Annotated in this window: 15 protein-coding genes; 4 read left to right on the top strand and 11 right to left on the bottom strand. The window is 53.8% G+C overall.

What is annotated here, in order from left to right; genetic code table 11:
* Window positions 1-371: 371 nt before the first annotated feature.
* On the top strand, window positions 372-947 hold the full coding sequence (hpf, locus tag SYN7336_RS22285) for a ribosome hibernation-promoting factor, HPF/YfiA family (protein ID WP_017328164.1): 576 nt from the start codon (window positions 372-374) through the stop codon (window positions 945-947).
* Window positions 948-988: 41 nt separating this feature from the next.
* Here hpf and SYN7336_RS22280 read toward each other — a convergent pair whose 3' ends face one another.
* The 5 genes from SYN7336_RS22280 to SYN7336_RS22260 all read right to left on the bottom strand — a co-directional run bounded on the left by SYN7336_RS22280 (window position 989) and on the right by SYN7336_RS22260 (window position 7,330).
* Window positions 989-1,738 (bottom strand): isoprenyl transferase, encoded by a 750-nt coding sequence (locus SYN7336_RS22280; protein ID WP_017328163.1) that lies wholly within the window; start codon window positions 1,736-1,738, stop codon window positions 989-991.
* Window positions 1,735-2,589: a diadenylate cyclase CdaA gene (cdaA, locus tag SYN7336_RS22275; protein ID WP_017328162.1), complete on the bottom strand. Its 855-nt coding sequence runs from the start codon at window positions 2,587-2,589 to the stop codon at window positions 1,735-1,737. Before cdaA ends, SYN7336_RS22280 begins: the two co-directional genes overlap by 4 nt.
* A gap of 70 nt (window positions 2,590-2,659) precedes the next feature.
* A complete protein-coding gene (gene lysA / locus SYN7336_RS22270; RefSeq protein WP_017328161.1) occupies window positions 2,660-4,042 on the bottom strand; it encodes a diaminopimelate decarboxylase in 1,383 nt (460 codons plus the stop codon).
* A gap of 150 nt (window positions 4,043-4,192) precedes the next feature.
* A complete protein-coding gene (locus SYN7336_RS22265) occupies window positions 4,193-5,131 on the bottom strand; it encodes a hypothetical protein (protein ID WP_017328160.1) in 939 nt (312 codons plus the stop codon).
* A gap of 204 nt (window positions 5,132-5,335) precedes the next feature.
* Window positions 5,336-7,330, bottom strand: coding sequence for an ABC transporter ATP-binding protein/permease (locus SYN7336_RS22260; protein ID WP_017328159.1), 1,995 nt, complete (start codon window positions 7,328-7,330; stop codon window positions 5,336-5,338).
* Between the two features lie 322 nt (window positions 7,331-7,652).
* Between SYN7336_RS22260 and SYN7336_RS22255 the strand changes: the two genes are divergently transcribed.
* Both SYN7336_RS22255 and SYN7336_RS22250 read left to right on the top strand, forming a co-directional pair.
* Window positions 7,653-8,120 carry a DUF4079 domain-containing protein gene (locus SYN7336_RS22255; protein ID WP_026101230.1) on the top strand — a complete coding sequence of 156 codons (468 nt, stop codon included), beginning with the start codon at window positions 7,653-7,655 and terminating at the stop codon, window positions 8,118-8,120.
* Window positions 8,121-8,253: 133 nt separating this feature from the next.
* A complete protein-coding gene (locus SYN7336_RS22250) occupies window positions 8,254-8,484 on the top strand; it encodes a DUF2281 domain-containing protein (protein WP_227498561.1) in 231 nt (76 codons plus the stop codon).
* A 119-nt stretch (window positions 8,485-8,603) separates the two neighbouring features.
* Here the strand turns inward: SYN7336_RS22250 and SYN7336_RS22245 are convergent, their stop codons facing one another.
* The 6 genes from SYN7336_RS22245 to grpE all read right to left on the bottom strand — a co-directional run bounded on the left by SYN7336_RS22245 (window position 8,604) and on the right by grpE (window position 15,548).
* The gene (locus SYN7336_RS22245) at window positions 8,604-9,842 is read right to left on the bottom strand and encodes an aspartate aminotransferase family protein (RefSeq protein ID WP_017328156.1); all 1,239 of its coding nucleotides are present in this window, start codon (window positions 9,840-9,842) and stop codon (window positions 8,604-8,606) included.
* A 143-nt stretch (window positions 9,843-9,985) separates the two neighbouring features.
* Window positions 9,986-11,095, bottom strand: a complete 1,110-nt coding sequence (rsgA, locus tag SYN7336_RS22240) for a ribosome small subunit-dependent GTPase A (RefSeq protein WP_017328155.1) — start codon at window positions 11,093-11,095, stop codon at window positions 9,986-9,988.
* The gene (locus SYN7336_RS27305) at window positions 11,092-11,346 is read right to left on the bottom strand and encodes a sulfurtransferase TusA family protein (protein ID WP_017328154.1); all 255 of its coding nucleotides are present in this window, start codon (window positions 11,344-11,346) and stop codon (window positions 11,092-11,094) included. The genes rsgA and SYN7336_RS27305 overlap by 4 nt, the downstream gene beginning before the upstream one ends.
* Window positions 11,347-11,410: 64 nt before the next feature.
* On the bottom strand, window positions 11,411-12,532 hold the full coding sequence (gene dnaJ / locus SYN7336_RS22230; RefSeq protein WP_017328153.1) for a molecular chaperone DnaJ: 1,122 nt from the start codon (window positions 12,530-12,532) through the stop codon (window positions 11,411-11,413).
* 223 nt (window positions 12,533-12,755) lie between these two features.
* Window positions 12,756-14,573, bottom strand: coding sequence for a molecular chaperone DnaK (gene dnaK, locus SYN7336_RS22225; protein WP_017328152.1), 1,818 nt, complete (start codon window positions 14,571-14,573; stop codon window positions 12,756-12,758).
* A 231-nt stretch (window positions 14,574-14,804) separates the two neighbouring features.
* Window positions 14,805-15,548: a nucleotide exchange factor GrpE gene (grpE, locus tag SYN7336_RS22220; protein WP_017328151.1), complete on the bottom strand. Its 744-nt coding sequence runs from the start codon at window positions 15,546-15,548 to the stop codon at window positions 14,805-14,807.
* 203 nt (window positions 15,549-15,751) lie between these two features.
* On the opposite strand from grpE, the gene SYN7336_RS22215 reads away from it, so the two are divergent.
* Complete coding sequence (locus tag SYN7336_RS22215; RefSeq protein WP_017328150.1) at window positions 15,752-16,888, top strand: geranylgeranyl reductase family protein; 1,137 nt, start codon at window positions 15,752-15,754, stop codon at window positions 16,886-16,888.
* The last annotated feature ends 33 nt before the right edge of the window (window positions 16,889-16,921 follow it).

The raw sequence follows: 16,921 nt of genomic DNA, 5'->3' as shown, positions 1-16,921 counted from the left end.
CCTTAAAGAAACGGCGATCGCAGATTGTGGCGATGTTAACGTGAATCCACGATTGTCCTAGCTCGAGCTGCTGCAGGCTTCCCTGCCTTTAGGGGGTGCGGTAAATCTAGGGTTGTGAAATTCACGGCACAATTGCTATGGCTTTGTTGAATTTTTGTAACAGACTTCACGGACTGATTGCTCGGTCAATCGCAGAGTCTCGTTAGTGATTTTACGCTTTTGAGTTATTGTTTACAGCAAGATTGTCGTAGAATCGAGATATAGAGAAACGGAGAACTCTAGCAATCTTCATCTAATGAAAATGCTATCTCCCAATCTTTCAACCTTTCTTGAGGAAAGGATTTGCTCGCGCAAACGGAGGAGGCATCCTAATGCTAAAGCTGGTTGTTCAAGGTAGAAACATTGATATTACAGATGCCATTCGCCAATATGTCCACGAGAAAATAGAACGAGCCGTCAGTCATTTTTCCCATCTTGCTAGTGAGGTTGATATTAATTTATCTGTCGAACGCAATCCCCGCATTAGCAATAGTCATTCAGCTGAAGTTACCCTATATGCCAATGGCAAGGTAATCCGCGCTCAAGAAAGTAGCGAAAATATGTATGCCAGTATCGATCGCGTTTCGGATAAAATAGCTCGTCAGTTACGCAAGTTTAAAGAGCGTAACGGGCGCGATAAAACTAAGCACCGCCCTAAAACCTCTGTAGCAGTGAGCCAACAGCCCCTCAACACCGCTCCGAATCTCGATCGCGAACCCGAGCTTCCTCCCGAAATTGTGCGCTCTAAATACTTTGCGATGCCGCCCATGAGCGTGAGCGACGCGCTCCATCAACTCGACTTAGTCGATCACGATTTCTTTGTGTTCCGCAACGCCGACACTGACGAAATCAACGTTATCTACGAGCGCAATCACGGTGGTTATGGCGTAATTTGTCCGCGTAAATAAGACTTTTCGCACCATTCGATCGAGCTATTGAAAAGAGGGAGCTACAGCCTGCCGAATCGACGGTGGCGTTCTTGATAGCTGAGCAGAGCTTTGTGGAAAGCAGCGCGATCGAAATCTGGCCACAACGTACTGGTGAAATACTGTTCCGTATAAGCCATCTGCCAGAGCAGATAATTGCTCAGCCGCTGTTCGCCACTCGTACGAATGAGTAGATCGGGATCTTCGAGATCGTGGGTATAGAGATGTTGGGCAAACAACTTCTCGTCAATCTCTGCTGGATTCAAATTCCCCTGCTGCACTTCTAAAGCGATGCGCCGACAAGCTCTCACAATCTCTTCTCGGCTGCCGTAGTTGATGGCAACCGTAAACTGCACTCCCTGATTGTGGGCCGTAGCTTGCATCGCCCCAGCAATTTCTGACTGCAGCGAAGGGCGCAACTGAGTGCGATCGCCCACAAATCGAATGCGGACATCCTCCCGAATCAGCTCCTTCAACTCTGCCCTCAGCACTCGCTCGAACAGCACCATCAAAAAGTCAACTTCTTCCAGCGGGCGACCCCAATTCTCTGTCGAGAAGGCGTAGGCGGTCAGGGCAGGAATTCCCCAATCTTTAAAACAGCGCAGCAGTGCCTTGAGGGCATCCACACCTTTGCGGTGTCCCATCACCCGAGGCGCTTGGCGCTGCTGAGCCCAACGGCCGTTGCCATCCATGATCACGGCAACGTGTCGCGGCAGGCTGCTCGCATCTAGGTCAGAAGGTAAATCGGTCAGCAGACTTGAAGGGGCAGTCATTCTTTTGACAGCGTCTCCCGCACGACAGAGATCAAACGGCGGGACGAACCGACAATGCGATGGGTCCAACCTTTCCAAGATACCGGCATCGTCCCAGTTTCTAGCTGTGGTTGTAGGTATTTCACTAAGAGTTCCCGCAACTGCGCACTGGTTAACGGGCGCTCTAACCGACCCGCCTCGGCTAAAGAAATCGACCCCGTCTCTTCAGATACCACAATGCACAAACACCGAGTCTGCTCGGTAATACCCATTGCGGCTCGATGTCGGGTACCCAATTGGCGGGAGGCGACGCGATCGGACATCGGCAAAATGACACCTGCCGCCTTGAGGCGATCGCCCTTGACCAATACGGCCCCATCGTGGAGCAACGTGGAGGGTTGAAAGATGGTTTGCAACAACTCTTTCGAGAGATTTCCTTGAATCGGTACCCCCGGTTCGGTAAAGATCCGAGCATCGATGGGCTGTTCCAATTCAAGCACAATCAGAGCGCCAATACGGTTTTGGGAGAGTTCGCGCACGGCTTGAACCAGTTCGTCAATTGCATTTTCTGCCCGCCGACTATTGCTGGCTGCAGAGGGTTTGCCTAAAACGGGCAAAAACTCAAACCAATCCCCCCGGCCCAATTGCTCCAGCAACTTGCGCAATTCGGGCTGAAACAACACGGCCAGTGCCACGGCGGCTCCGATCACAACTGCATTGAGTACTTGATGCAGGATGGTGAGGGGACGGGTGATAGAAGACAGCAATAACAGTAGAACATACCCCCTGACCAGCCAGACGGCTCGGGTTTTGCGGGTGACATACAAGGCAAAACAAATCAGCAGGATGACTAACCCCCAGTCCACCAGCATTGCGGGCGAAATTGAGAGGTTTAGAGATCGCAACCATGCTGAAAAAGCCCGGAACATGGGCGACGATTCCTTACCGTGCGCGCGCGGTCAACCGAATCGGCAAACGATCTTGACGCACGAGATCTGAATATGTTTCCCGTTCGATAATCGTGTCTGCCCGCCCCCCATCGACCAAGAGAGCCGCAGGACGGGGAATGCGGTTGTAGTTAGAAGCCATGCTGTAGTTGTAGGCACCGGTAGCGAGCACCGCGAGAATATCGCCAGGGGCGATCGCTGGCAGTCGAACATCTTTGAGGAGCACATCCCCCGATTCGCAGTGCTTGCCCGCCACTGTCACGGTTTGGACGGGGTCGGCGTTGGGTCGGTTGGCGATCGCCGACGTATAGGCAGCTTGGTAGGTGATGGGGCGAGGATTATCGGACATGCCCCCATCTACAGACAAGTAGGTGCGAATCTCGGGAATCTCTTTGCTGCCGCCGACGGTATAGGCCGTGATCGTGGAGGAGCCGACGAGGGAGCGACCGGGTTCGCACAGAACTTTGGGCAGGGGCAGTCCCGCGAGATCGAAGCTTTGCTTGATGCCCGCACTAACCGCTTGCACCCATTCGTCAATTGATGGGGGGTCGTCTGCTTCGGTATAGCGAATGCCCAAACCGCCCCCCACGTTCAGTTCGGTGGGGTCGAGACCGTAGCGTCGAGCTTTCAACCAAAACTGGACCATTGCGTTACCCAGATCGGTATGGGGTTGCAGCTCGAAAATTTGGGAGCCGATGTGGGCGTGCAACCCGACAAAGGCGAGCTGAGGAACTTGACTGAGGCGTTCGAACAGATCGTCCAAAGCGTTGGGATCGAAGCCAAATTTACTATCTAGGTGACCTGTCCGAATGTACTCGTGGGTGTGACACTCAATGCCGGGAGTGACCCTTACCATCACCCGCACGGGCTGTTGCTGTCCCTGGGCCAAATGCGTCAACATTTGGAGTTCGTGTAGGTTGTCCAGCACGACTGTTGCACCTGCATCGATCGCCAATTGCAATTCCGCTGCAGATTTGTAGTTACCGTGCAGGTAAATGCGATCGCCCGGTACCCCTGCTTCTAGCGCGGTATACAATTCGCCCCCAGAGACGACATCCAACCCCAGCCCTTCCTCAGCCACCAGTGCGCAAATGGCCTTGCAGTTCCAAGCTTTGGAGGCGTAGAGCACCAAGGCTTTATCGGCTTCGTCACTGTAATGGCGGCTCCAACTGTCTCGATAGCTGCGGCAGCTTTGGCGAATGGTGGTTTCGTCAACAATATAAAGAGGGGTGCCGTATTGAGTGGCAAGCTCCACGACATCGCAGCCGCCAACCTCTAGATGGCCAGCGGCGTTGATGGTGGCGGTAATGGGATAGAGAGACTGATTGGGAGATGCGGCGATGGTGGGGAGGACGGGCAGGGCTGGAGTAGAAACCATGGGTGAGTGCAAGCAGGTTGAAGGCTGAAGGACGAGACGACATCGATTGGTGCAAATGCCACCGACACCCATAGTGTAAGAGGAAATCCCGACATTTGGAGCTGATTTTAGGGAGCTGAGATTGGAGTTCGGGAATTCAGATTTCAGTGACTATTGCACCGATACAGCAGGCGGGCGAGCGGGTGGGTTGGGAACACCGCGTCGGACAAATAACTGCATCAGCAAAAATCCCAGACTGAAGGAGCCCACCAATAGCGAGAGCGCAACTAACATCCATATCCAGACAGGAGTCGTGTTGCTGCGATGGCGATCGCGGGCTTTGGCGTACAAGCTTTCGTAATCGGAGAAATCGGGTAACTCGGCAGTGGGGTCTTCCCGAAATGGCTGCATTAGTTCCTCAAATGCTTGTAGTTGGGGATGGCCTGCTGGAGGTGAGGAGTCGTTGAATCTGTCTGGGAAGAAAGGAGCTTGCAGAGTGGGGGCTGGCTGGTGCTGTTGAGGAGTTGGGAGAGGTAAAGAATGGTGTCGGATGGTCTGTCGCTGGTGTTTTTGGTGTTCGTGCTGGCGCAGTCGCGATAGAAAACTAAAGTCGGGTTGAGCAGTTGGAGGGGGGGGCGATTCGAGATGGGTTGAAGCAGGGGAGATCGAACTGAAAGAGGGAAGTGCGATGGGGGGTGGAGTCACCGCTGCCACGGCCTCGGTATCAGTCGGGGGTTTAGGAAAATCTGACTGGGGGGAGATGTCTGGGAGAGAGGGGGACAAGGCATCGGCATATCGCTCTCGCATGGCGGACAGTTCTGCTAGCAGTTGCTGGTGGCGATCGCGCAATTGGGCGTGGGTATGCTCGTGCGATCGCAGTTCTGCCAGCAATTGGCGATAGGCATGTTGGGATACGGCGTCATCCGATGAGTCCTGAGGCAGCGATCGGCGGTGGAGATGGGGCAGTTGTGGGGCACCCGAGTTGGGAACCGGCCGCAACGGAATGCTCGGTTGCGGCTCTGGCACCGAGGGCTGTCCCTCTCGGCCAGAAGTTCGTCGGCGAGCTGCAGACCGTCGCTCGGCTTGATTTCTCGGCAACTCGTAGGTCATACGCGATCGCTCTCCACTGCTGATTGAGCCCGCTGTCGGCGGAAACCAAATCCTTCGCGATACAAACGACAAAGGATACTTGTTCCATCGGACAGAACACTCTATATAGTGCATATCTGCTGAATACAGTCAGCATAGCCTCTACATATGGAGTAGGAAAGTGCGAGAGGCAATTGTTTCGACAGAGGGGATCGAGGATGTAACCTATGCTGCTGTAGGAATATAGTCTGCCACTGGAGAGAGCTGCCATCCGGTTTTGCCATCTAGTTCCAGTACTGATTGGTGATAGTCCAATAGGGTGGGGCGATGGCCGACACTAATGTAAACAATTCCTCTGATTTTGAGGAGGTCGTAGAGGCGGCGTTCATTGTGAACGTCCAGTGCGCTAGTAGATTCGTCGAGAATGGCGTATTTTGGCTGAGTTATCAGAACGCGGGCAAAGGCTAGCCGCTGCTGTTCTCCTAAAGACAGTATGCTGGACCAATCGGATTCAGTATCTAGGCCCCCCACGCGATCGGGCAAGCTCTCTAGATTGACAGCTTTAAGAGTGACGGAAATCTCATCTTCGGAGATTTTGGCAGGATCGTTGGGATAGACCAATTGATCTTTTAAAGTTCCCAACAGCATGTAGGGCTTCTGAGGTAAAAAGATCATCTCGCCGATGTCTGGTCGGGCAATTGTACCTTTTCCATTAGTCCACAATCCGGCGATCGCTCGCAAGAGCGAACTTTTTCCGCAACCGCTGGCCCCCATAATGAGCAAGCTTTCGTTACCCGCGATATCTAGACTTAAACCTGTTACTAAGGTTTGTTCTGAATTGGGGGTTCGCAGTGTCAGATTTCGAAGGGATAAGCTTGAGGCATATCGGGTTTCGATTTCGCTATTGTGGTGTTCTTGCGAACTGATGTGTGGATCTTCCAAACGCTCGTAAAAGGCTCCCAGACGATTGATGCTAGCGGCAAAACTAGCAATACTTTCAATCCGATTAGTTATCAAGGAGAGTGCTCCTAGCACTTGACTAAATGCGATGGAAGCCTGGACAAAAGTACCAAAATCTTTTTCGCCAGCAAAGTATAGTGGAGCAACAATTAGATAGGGAACAATGCGTGTGAAGTAATTATAGCCGTACTGAAACAAGTCGATAATCGATTGCCAAATAATTAGCAGATCGAAGTTTTTTAAGGCTTCTACTAGGCGATCGATTACCTGTTTTCTTTCAAGATTCTCTCCTCGATAAAATGCAATCGACTCAGCATTGTCGCGAACGTGGACCATGCCGTATCGGAAGTTGGCTTCTAGACGAAGTTGATCGTAGTTGATACCAATTAGCTTGCGACCGGCAATAACGGCGATCGCTGTCCCGAGAGCAGCATAGATCAATAATCCTGCCGTCAAGGCTTTAGAGATGCCATAGAGGATTGCTGTAAATGAAATCAGCGTCAAAATTGAGTCTAAAACATCGAGCAAAAACGACAGGGTGACAGAAGTAAAAGATTTAACATCCTCAGTTACCCGCTGATCTGGATTGTCAATTTCCGTGTTTGATGAGTTAGAATCCAGCTCGTAGTAAGCTCTTTGATTGAAGTAGCGTCCTAAAAAGTGATTGGTCATCCATTCACGCCAGTACAGCCCCAATTTCAGTCTTGTATATCGGTAAATCACTAAAATTGGGATCGCTGCGATAATAATACCGGCATAAATGAAAAGAAATTGCCAGAAGGTTTCTTGTTCTTGTTGATTGAGGGCAGTATCGACAAATCGAAACACGAAACTAATTGTGACGTTGATACCATTGACGGCAAACGAGAGAAATAGCAAAAAACTGAGTAACAGCCACTGCCTCCAGCGCTGCTGCAATTGCTTGTATCGGGAAGCAAAAACCAATCCACTGCCAAGCAATCCCCCTGCCGCAATATAGAGTGCAGGAGAGGATATTAAGCCTTCAACTCGCTCTACCAAGTTCGAGGCAACATTATTAAAAAACTCGGGAAAGATTGTTCGGCCGCCTAGTGTCAGGCCAACGGTAAGAAAGAAGGTAAACGAGACAACGGCCACGATCGCTGTCACCAGAAGTCCGGCAAACGTCAAAACGCTACCTTTGCCTGTGGGGTAGAAATAGGGCTGCGCAATTTCGACAAAGCGATCCCAAAGCTGTTTATCGAAGCGGAACTTGGCTTGAGGTTCGGGGGAGGCAGTCATAGGCGGCTAAAATTCAGATCTCCACAAACATAGCAAAGGGCGTAGGTCTGGTGGGGTGGGCATTGATGCAAGATGTCTCGCGGCGTAGAGTTGTTGGGGACTTTGAGAAGGATGCTCGGAGACGGAGGGTAACAACAAAAGTCGCGGCCAGACTGTTCCGAATCTAAAGGAAGGCTTTACAATCATAAATGTAACGTTAGGTTACAAGATTGCTTGCAGTCCCAGGTTGACTGTGAGTGCCGATGGCGATCGCCCCAACGGGCTAGACGTTGTTGGCGTTTGAATGTTGTGTGTCCTCAATCGTTTCTGTGCTTTCAAACCTATGGATCTCCAGCTCCCCGACCCCATCGCGACGGTATTGACCTTTGTCCACCCCCTGACGATGTGGATTCTGCTAGCAATGGCCGTCTACGCCCTCAAGCTAGGGCTCAAGATTCGCAAGCTGCGGTCTGCCAAGGGGGAAGAGAAAAAGGAATTGCTTCAAGCCAAGCCCGCTCAGAAACACTTTGCCCTCGGTGCCGTTTATTTAGCCGCGATCGTGGTCAGTACCGTCGGAGGCATGGCCGTCACCTACATCAACAATGGCAAGCTGTTTTTTGGCGCTCACCTACTAGCGGGACTGGGCATGATGACGTTGGTAGCCTTGGCCGCTTCAATGTCGCCCTTCATGCAACAGGGCAAACAATGGGCTCGCAACGTCCATGTTGTCTCTAACATTGCCATGCTGGGCGTTTTTGGCTGGCAGGCGGTGACCGGCATGCAGATCGTACAAAAAATACTGGGGATATAGCGTAATCCAGTATCGTTTTTTGTTTGGGTTCCGACGACGTTTCCGAGCTCGAAGATTTAGATAGACTGCTAAAGCAATTGGGATAGGCTGTAACTACTCCTATAGTTGGGCTAGTTGGTCTACACAGATGAAGGTGAAGGAGGCTAGGGAAGCAATCGCGCGGGAACTGGAAGGGCTTTCAGAAAAGCAGCTTCAAGAAGTTCTGCACTATGCCAGATCGCTACAGCAGCAATCGTCCTGCAGCGACAAACAGCGCAGTCTCTATGGCATCTGGAAAGACTTGGATATTCATTTGAGTGAAGAAGACGTTACCGAAATGCGACGGGAAGCATTGGTGCATTTCCCGAAGGAGTTCTCTGGGTGAGAAGATAAGAGCATCGCAGATCGGGACCATCTGGTCAGAAGTTTTGAGATTTCCCCTTATCCTATTTGGAATTCAGTCATACACCCAGCAAGCGATTGGGCAACAGCTAGTCGACAAAGCTATTCAGCCGCAACGCACAAGGCTTTTAACGCCACTTGCAACCGCTCTAGCGCTAGGTCGATTTCTGCCGCAGAAATATTCAAAGGTGGCAGGAAACGCACGACATGCTTGCCTGCAGGCACGAGTAGGAGTCCGGCGGCGATCGCCTGCTGCACCACATCTCCAGCAGCAACTTTGACAACCAGCCCATTAATCAGACCCCAGCCCCTAATGCCTTCAATCAGCGCGGGGAACTGTTCGGCGATCGCTTGCAAGCCCTGGCGCAATTGCTGCCCGCGCTCGCGGGCGTTGTCGAGTAGGCGATCGGACTCAACCGTGCCAACCACAGCTAGCCCCACCGCACAAGCGAGGGGATTGCCCCCAAATGTACTGGCGTGATCTCCAGGCTGGAATACGTTGCAGGATTCTTTGCACAATAAGGCTCCAATCGGAAACCCACCCGCTAAGCCTTTGGCAAGGGTAAAGACATCGGGTTCGATATCCAACTGCTCGTACCCCCACCACTTGCCCGATCGCCCCACCCCCACTTGCACTTCATCCAGCACGAGCAGGAGGTTGCGGTGGCTGCATTCTTGACGCAGCCATTGGAAATAGGCGCGATCGCCAGGGACCACTCCCCCTTCTCCCTGCAAAGGCTCGATCAAAACGGCACAAGCGCGATCGGCATAGCGATCCAAGACCGCTCTGGTGCCCTCGATATCGTTGAAGGGAATATAATCAAATCCAGAAACGAGTGGCTCGAACCCCTGACGATACTTCGGCTGACCCGTGGCCGTGATGGTGGCCAGCGTGCGACCGTGGAAGCTAGAATGAGCCGTCAGAATCACCGGTTCTTCGATATGGAGAACGGTGTGGGCGTATTTGCGGGCGAGTTTGATCGCCCCTTCGTTGGCTTCGGCTCCCGAATTGCAGAAAAAGACTTTATCGGCGCAGGAATGCTGCGTCAGCCATTCCGCCAACTCCCCTTGAGGGCGAATGTAGTAGAGGTTAGAAACGTGGTGCAGCGTTTCCATTTGGCGAGTGACGGCTGCCACCATAACGGGGTGGGCGTGCCCCAGCGTGCAAGTGGCGATGCCGGCGACACAATCGAGATACTGCTTGCCATCGCGATCCCAAACCCAGCTTCCTCGACCTCGTTCTAAGACCAACGGATAGCGACCGTAGGTCGCCATGACATGTTGGGCAAACAGATCTGAGGTAGCTTGTGGCTGTACCGCCAGGGAAGGGGATTGACCCATAGGACCATCCAGAAATTCGGTCCACAAATTTTAGCACTGAGCTTTGAGTTACAGAATAGATACCGATAAAAATACCGTTTTGCGCAAGCCGAGTAGCGGAGATATCGCGAATGAATGCAGGAAAAAGGGACTTGACGAATTCATTAGAAGTCCTCCGTGTCCTCCGCTGACAACATTGTCTCCACATCGCCGAGCATGTGCTGCACTTGCTGCCGCTGCGATCGCCGCGAGGGTTGGCGATATCGACTGCTCAAGCGGGGTTCGGACACCTTGCTGCCCCGTTTTGTTTTGTATTTCACCCCTTGCTCCCCATCGGCAGACTCTCGCTCCTGCCCTTCCCGCTCCAAGACTTCTGCCAAAAATAGCTTGTAATACTCGTAGCGCTCCCAGTCTAAGGCTCGCACTTGACAGTCCGGCTCGGAGGTGTGGGCGCAGTCGGCAAATTGACAGCGATCGGGGCGATCGCCCACTTCGGGAAATTGGCGAATCAGGCTGCTGGAGTCGCAAGCATCCAGATCGATGCTATTAAATCCGGGGGTGTCGGCAATCCATCCCCCTGTGGGGAGTTCGAATAACTCGACGTGTCGGGTGGTATGTCGCCCGTGCCGCAGCCGTCCCGAGACCGCCTGAGTGCGCAATTGCAAGCTGGGCATCAGAGCATTGAGCAGGCTGGATTTGCCAGCCCCTGAAGCCCCTGCCATGACCGAAATTTTGCCACTACAGGCTGCTTGCAATCCCTCTAAGCCCTCCCCTGTGACTGCACTCACTAGCAGGGGCCGATACCCCCAGGATTCTAGGCGATCGCACCACTGCTGCCGCTCGTCCTGCCGGACCAGATCGCATTTGTTCAAACACACCCAGACATCCAGTTGGCTAGCCGATGCTTGGACCAAAAATCGGCTGAGTTGCAAGGGATCGGGGGCAGGATCTGCCAGGGCGCAGACAATCAGTGCCTGCTCGATATTGGCCACAGGTGGTCGGGACAGAAAGGTTTGCCGGGGTAAAACTGCCGCGACGATCCCCCGCTGATTGCCCCACTCGGGCTCTTCAATAGCGACGCGATCGCCCACAGCCACGTTCTGTCCCAATTTTTTGAGCAGGGCGCGGCGGGTACACAGCAGTTCGCTAGCAGGCCAATGGGCTGCATCGTGCAGGCTGACGCGATAGTAATTGGCTTGCACCGCAAGTACTGTACCGAGTAAGAGGTTCTCTCGCTGACTGGAGATCGAGGGAGTAGGGACGGCATCGTTCACGATTTCACCATCTTCGACTCGTCTGTATCGCGGCCCCGTTCTGCCAGCAGCATGAAATATCCGTCCGGCTGTTCCTCTAGCTCGACAACCCGGTGGCCGGCCACCTCTAAGCTGGAGGGCACCTGTTGAATTGGCTCTCCGGCATCCAGCCACACTTCTAGGCGATCGCCCACTGCCATCTGCTCTAGGCGCAATTTGGTGCGAACAAAATTGAGCGGACAGGGGACGCCTCGCAGATCTAGCGTTACCACGTCAGTACCCTCGCAATGGCGATCGCCTGCGGAAGCTCAGTTCTCAGTCTCGACCTGCAATTAGCTATCGGAACAGTCCTCCTAAAAAGCGACCGCCCCCTTTATCCGTGCTCTCTCCCCGCAGTTCTGCGAGCTGATGCAATAACTCTCGTTCCTCAGCACTTGTCCGGGTTGGAATCTCGACCACGAGGGTAATCAGATGATCGCCTCGGGCGACTGGATTGCCTAACTTGGGCACCCCTTTCCCCTCCAAGCGCAGAACAGTCCCTGGCTGCGACCCTGTCGGCACCGTTAATTCTTCTTCTCCGTCAACCGTGTTGACAAGGATGTGCGCCCCTAAAATCGCCTGTAAATAGCTCACGCTGACCTCTGACAGAATATCGATCCCGTCCCGCTGAAATTCGCGATCGGGCTCGATAAACAGATAGACGTACAGATCGCCTGAAGGGCCGCTGCGCCGACCGGCATCCCCCTCTCCCGAAACCCGCAAGCGAGTGCCACTGTCGACTCCCGGTGGAACCGTGATGCGCAATTTCTTGTTGGTCTGTACCTGGCCTTCGCCACCGCAGTTATCGCAGAAATCTTCAATTACCTCTCCGGCACCGTTGCAGGTGGGGCAAATGGTGAGTTGGGTGAAGCTGCCGAAAGGGGTGCGAGTGGCTCGCCGGACCTGACCGGCGCCGCCACAGGTGGGACAGTTGGTGGGACCGGAGCCCTCGCGAGCGCCACTGCCGCGACAGACGTCGCAGACCTCTAGATGGCTGATGCGAATTTGCTTTTCGCCCCCAAACACGGCATCCAAAAAGTTGAGCTTGAGGTCGAAGCGCAAGTCGTCACCGCGCACGGGACCGGACCGCCGCCGCCCCCCCGCTGCTGCCCCGCCAAAATTGGTGAAAAAGCTTTCGAAGATATCGGCAAAGCCGCCCATATCTCCCAGATCTTGGAAGCCCGCCCCAGCCGCCGCGCCCCCCACGCCGGCTTCGCCAAACTGGTCGTAGCGAGCTTTAACCTGCGGATCGGAGAGCACCTCGTAGGCGCGGTTGATTTCTTTAAAGAGTTCTTCTGCCTCGGGCTCTTTGTTGACGTCCGGGTGATACTTGCGGGCTAACCGCCGATAAGCACGCTTGATATCTTCTTTAGAACTATCGCGGGATACTCCCAGTAGTTCGTAGTAGTCGCGGGCCATAGGCGGTCTCGAAACAACTCAACTAGAAATGGATAGAGGGAATGCGAACTCAACTGAATGCCAACCCCAGGTAAGTGACGGAGAGCGATCGCGGGGTCGCTAGATTGGCTAGACAGCATGGCGGCGCGCTAGCTTCGATCGCGAGAATGGAGCCAGTCACACAGCCTATCTGACACTATAACTGTTAATAATTGTATCTCTCCATGTCCGAGTCGCGATCGCGTCATTGCAGATCCGAACTGTAGAGGTTGGCTCCTGCTTCTGTTAGGACATCGCGCAACTTTGCCATAGCAGTGTCGAGAGAGCTTGCGTCGTTGTTGCCATTGCCGATCGCCTGCTTGAGGCCGACGGCAGCAGCTTCGAGGCGATCGCGCAGTCCGGCATTGAGGCTGCCGTTGCTGTCTTGCAAAGTGGCTTCGTAATTGTAAAGCAGACTATCGGCTTGGTTGCGCGCATCGGCCAATCGCTGTCGGTTGCGGTCTTCTTCGGCATAGGCCAAAGCCTCTTGGCGCATGCGCTCCACCTCTAACGGACTGAGGCCGCCCGTATTGCTAATGGTGATGCTCTGCTCCAGATTAGTGCCTTTATCGCGAGCCGAAATATCCAGGATGCCATTGGCGTCAATATTGAAAGCCACTTCGATTTGGGGGACGCCCCGGGGGGAGGCTGGGATGCCGGTGAGTTGGAATTTACCCAAGGTTTTATTGTCTTTAGCCATCGCCCGCTCCCCTTGCAGGGCATGGATCTCCACCACGGTTTGATTGTCAGTGGCGGTGGAAAACACTTGTGTTTTGCTGGTGGGGAGGGTGGTATTGCGCTCGATAATGCGGGTAAACACGCCACCGAGGGTTTCGATGCCCATGGACAGGGGGGTGATATCCAGCAGCAAGAGATCTTTAACTTCCCCCCCCATCACCCCGGCCTGGATAGCGGCCCCGAGGGCAACGGCTTCGTCGGGGTTGACGGAGCGATCGGGAGTCTGTCCGCCACAAAAGTCTTTAATGGCTTGCTGTACGGCAGGAATGCGGGTGGAGCCTCCGACCAAAATAACGCGATCGATGCGATCGAACATTATACCTGCATCTTCTAGCGCCTGCTTGGTGGGTTGAATGGTGGCCTGCACGAGGTCTTTGACCAGCTCCTCAAATTGCGATCGCAGCAATTCCATTTCGAGGTGTTTGGGACCAGAGTCATCGGCAGTGATAAACGGCAAGTTAATCAAGGTGGAGGTGGTGCTCGATAGCTCCACCTTGGCTTTTTCGGCAGCTTCTCGCAGTCGCTGCAAAGCCATGCGATCTTGACTGAGGTCGATCGATTCCTGTGCTTTAAATTGTTCGATCAGCCAAGCGACCAAACGCTCGTCAAAATCATCGCCCCCCAAATGGTTATTGCCAGAGGTGGCCTTGACTTCAAAGACACCATCCCCCAGTTGCAGCACCGATACATCGAAGGTGCCGCCCCCCAAGTCGAAGACTAGGATGTGTTGCTCTCGATCCTGCTTATCCAAACCGTAGGCAAGCGCAGCAGCAGTGGGTTCGTTGATAATGCGCAAGACCTCTAAGCCAGCAATAGTGCCTGCATCTTTGGTGGCTTGTCGTTGGGAATCGCTGAAATAGGCCGGTACGGTGATCACCGCCTGCGCGACCGCTTCTCCGAGATAATTTTCGGCATCCTGCTTGAGCTTTTGCAGGATCATGGCAGAGATTTCTTGGGCGGTAAAGGTGCGATTTTGGATCTCCACTTCCACCGTATCGTCGCGACCTCGGGCTGTATTGTAGGAAACACGACTGCGCTCTTGCTCCGTGTCTTCCCAGCGGCGACCGATAAATCGCTTAATACTGAACACCGTATTTTCGGCATTCGTGACCGCTTGACGCTTGGCTAACTGACCGACCAGACGCTCGCCATTTTTGGTAAATCCGACAATGCTAGGGACTGTTCGCCCCCCCTCAGCACTGGCAATGACTACCGGTTGGCCGCCTTCTAGTACTGCGACGCAGCTATTTGTCGTTCCGAGATCGATGCCAATAACTTTGCCCATAATGTGCTCGATGAACGCCGATGTGGCTAACGCGCAGAGGTGGTCGGTAATGGCTGTTTCAAGCGCTGGAACAAGTCATGGCGACTGGGGCAGGCTCAAAATGCCTCGAATTGAACTTAGAAATTGAACTTAGAAGAACTTAGAAATTGAACTTAGAATTAGTGTCGAAAGCCGCAACAGCAGCTAGAAATCGTTCACTTCTCAGCATTACCACTGAACTCCATCAGAAGTTTACCCCTGTTCGGCTTCAGACCTCACATCGTCTCCCTCTGAAACGTCTTCAGATTCGCTGCTGTCCGTCGAATCTGTTTCGCCAGCGGAACTTTCTTCCTCCCGATCGGCAGGGGCAGCCACAATGACCATAGCGTGACGCAACACTTCGTCTCCCAAGAGATAGCCCGGTTGGAATTCCTGCAGGACCGTGCCCTCCGGGCTCTCGGCGGTGGGTTGCTGCATCATGGCTTCGTGCAGGTTGGGGTTGAAGGGCTCGCCTACGGTTTTCATGCGAGAAACCCCCATTTTTTTGAGCCCCTCTACTAGCAAGCGGTAAACGCTTTGGTAGCTCTCGTGGATACTCTTTTCGCGATCGGTTTCCACCTTGATGGCTTGTTGAGCGCGCTCGAAATTATCCACCACAGGCAGGACGTCAAGAATAACTTTCTGCTGCTCTCGCCAACTGAGTCCCTCTTTTTCCCGCTGCGTTCGCTTGCGGAAATTATCGAAGTCTGCATAGAGTCGCATGTAGTTATCTTCTTTCTCGAGCACCTGTTGCCGCAATGCATCAATTTCTTGCTTCATCTTGGCGATCTCGGCAGCATTGGGATCGTTTTCAGGCGAGGTCTGCTGGCCAGAGGCATCTGGCTCCGAAACTGCCTGAATCAGCTCTTCTAATTCCGCTTCGTCCAAATCTTCTTCGTCTTCCAGTTCTGGATAGGTAGATTCTGGCGGCACGGGCTTCTTTTCTTCTTGAGTCATCTGTCGAGGGTTGGGTTCGTCATTAACTCTACGTCAATCCTGACGCAGTAATAAAGCTGGCTTCTATTGTATCTGCGGAATGCCGTCTTGCCGCCTAGCCTGCAAATTGTCTGATGAAATCAGTGTCGGCGGGCATAATATCGAGTGCGACCGAACCGTAAAATAACTTCGATCGCGCCAATTGAGATTGCCACAGGGGAGTTATGTACGCATACGACTGCATTATTGTCGGTTCTGGGCCAGCGGGCGGTTCGGCAGCCTATCATCTGGCTAAGCAGGGACGGTCGGTATTGGTCGTCGAGAAAGCAGCTCTCCCCCGCTACAAGCCCTGTGGCGGCGGTGTCTCGCCAGTGGTGGGCGAATGGTTCGATTTCGACTTTTCTCCCGCTATTTCCCTGACAGTGGATACGATTCGATACACCTGGAAAATGGGCGCTGCCGTCGAAGCTGAGATCGCAGCGGCAGAGCCGATCTGGATGGTGCGACGGGATGTATTCGACCACTTTTTAATCCAGCAGGCTCGACAGCAGGGGGCGGAGCTGCGGGATGAGACGGAGGCTCGAGGCATTGAGTTTCAGAGCGATCGCTGGCAGGTCAGTACCCCCGACGGTCCTGTCTGGGGGCGCTATCTGATTGCTGCCGATGGGGCGAAAGGGCCGATGGCGCGGTGGTTGGGATTTAAACAGCGCAAGGCGCGCTTTGGCGGCGCGATCGAAGCCGAAGCTCTGGGGGATGTGGCCGCACCAACTACCGCCCATTTCGAGTTCGGCATGGTGAAAAACGGCTATATCTGGAATTTCCCCAAAGCCGACGGCTATTCCATTGGCATTGGCACATTCCGAGGCGGGCAGCGGCAGCCCCTGCAGGAGATTGCGACTGAATACTCTCAGATGTTCGATGTGGATTTTAAAGGGGTGCAAAGATACGGCCACCCGCTGTGGCTGTGGGATGGCGATCAAACCCTCCACACCCAGAATGCCGTGCTGGCAGGGGAAGCCGCCTGTGTGGTCGATCCCTTCACTGCCGAGGGTATTCGCCCCTCGATCTTCAGCGGACTGAAAGCGGCTGAAGCGATCGACGCTGCTCTATCGGGCTCTAGCTCCGCTCTCGAAGCCTACAGTCAAGTGATGCAGGAGGAGTGGGGCAGCGAAATGGTGTGGGCACAGCGGCTTGCGAATCTGTTTTATCGCGTCCCCGGCATCGCCTATAAAATCGGCGTCCGCAGCCCCGGAGCGACTCAAAAGATGGTGAAGATCTTGTGCGGCAAGCTGCGCTACAGTGACGTTGCCAGCAGCGCGATCGCCAAGCTCAGCCGCAGCTTAATTCCCGGCAGGAGGTAGGGCGCGGGTTTCGTGGGCTATACTGTAGAGATA

It is taken from the genome of Synechococcus sp. PCC 7336, assembly GCF_000332275.1.
Taxonomy (GTDB): domain Bacteria; phylum Cyanobacteriota; class Cyanobacteriia; order Thermostichales; family PCC-7336; genus PCC-7336.
This window is presented reverse-complemented; position numbering and strand designations above follow the sequence as displayed.

Excerpts from the sequence above, each read along its gene's own strand:
- hpf (WP_017328164.1), top strand. The coding sequence starts at position 372 with ATGCTAAAGCTGGTTGTTCAAGGTAGAAACATTGATATTACAGATGCC.
- SYN7336_RS22280 (WP_017328163.1), bottom strand. The coding sequence starts at position 1,738 with ATGACTGCCCCTTCAAGTCTGCTGACCGATTTACCTTCTGACCTAGAT.
- cdaA (WP_017328162.1), bottom strand. The coding sequence starts at position 2,589 with ATGCTGGTGGACTGGGGGTTAGTCATCCTGCTGATTTGTTTTGCCTTG.
- lysA (WP_017328161.1), bottom strand. The coding sequence starts at position 4,042 with ATGGTTTCTACTCCAGCCCTGCCCGTCCTCCCCACCATCGCCGCATCT.
- SYN7336_RS22265 (WP_017328160.1), bottom strand. The coding sequence starts at position 5,131 with ATGACCTACGAGTTGCCGAGAAATCAAGCCGAGCGACGGTCTGCAGCT.
- SYN7336_RS22260 (WP_017328159.1), bottom strand. The coding sequence starts at position 7,330 with ATGACTGCCTCCCCCGAACCTCAAGCCAAGTTCCGCTTCGATAAACAG.
- SYN7336_RS22255 (WP_026101230.1), top strand. The coding sequence starts at position 7,653 with ATGGATCTCCAGCTCCCCGACCCCATCGCGACGGTATTGACCTTTGTC.
- SYN7336_RS22245 (WP_017328156.1), bottom strand. The coding sequence starts at position 9,842 with ATGGGTCAATCCCCTTCCCTGGCGGTACAGCCACAAGCTACCTCAGAT.
- dnaJ (WP_017328153.1), bottom strand. The coding sequence starts at position 12,532 with ATGGCCCGCGACTACTACGAACTACTGGGAGTATCCCGCGATAGTTCT.
- dnaK (WP_017328152.1), bottom strand. The coding sequence starts at position 14,573 with ATGGGCAAAGTTATTGGCATCGATCTCGGAACGACAAATAGCTGCGTC.
- grpE (WP_017328151.1), bottom strand. The coding sequence starts at position 15,548 with ATGACTCAAGAAGAAAAGAAGCCCGTGCCGCCAGAATCTACCTATCCA.
- SYN7336_RS22215 (WP_017328150.1), top strand. The coding sequence starts at position 15,752 with ATGTACGCATACGACTGCATTATTGTCGGTTCTGGGCCAGCGGGCGGT.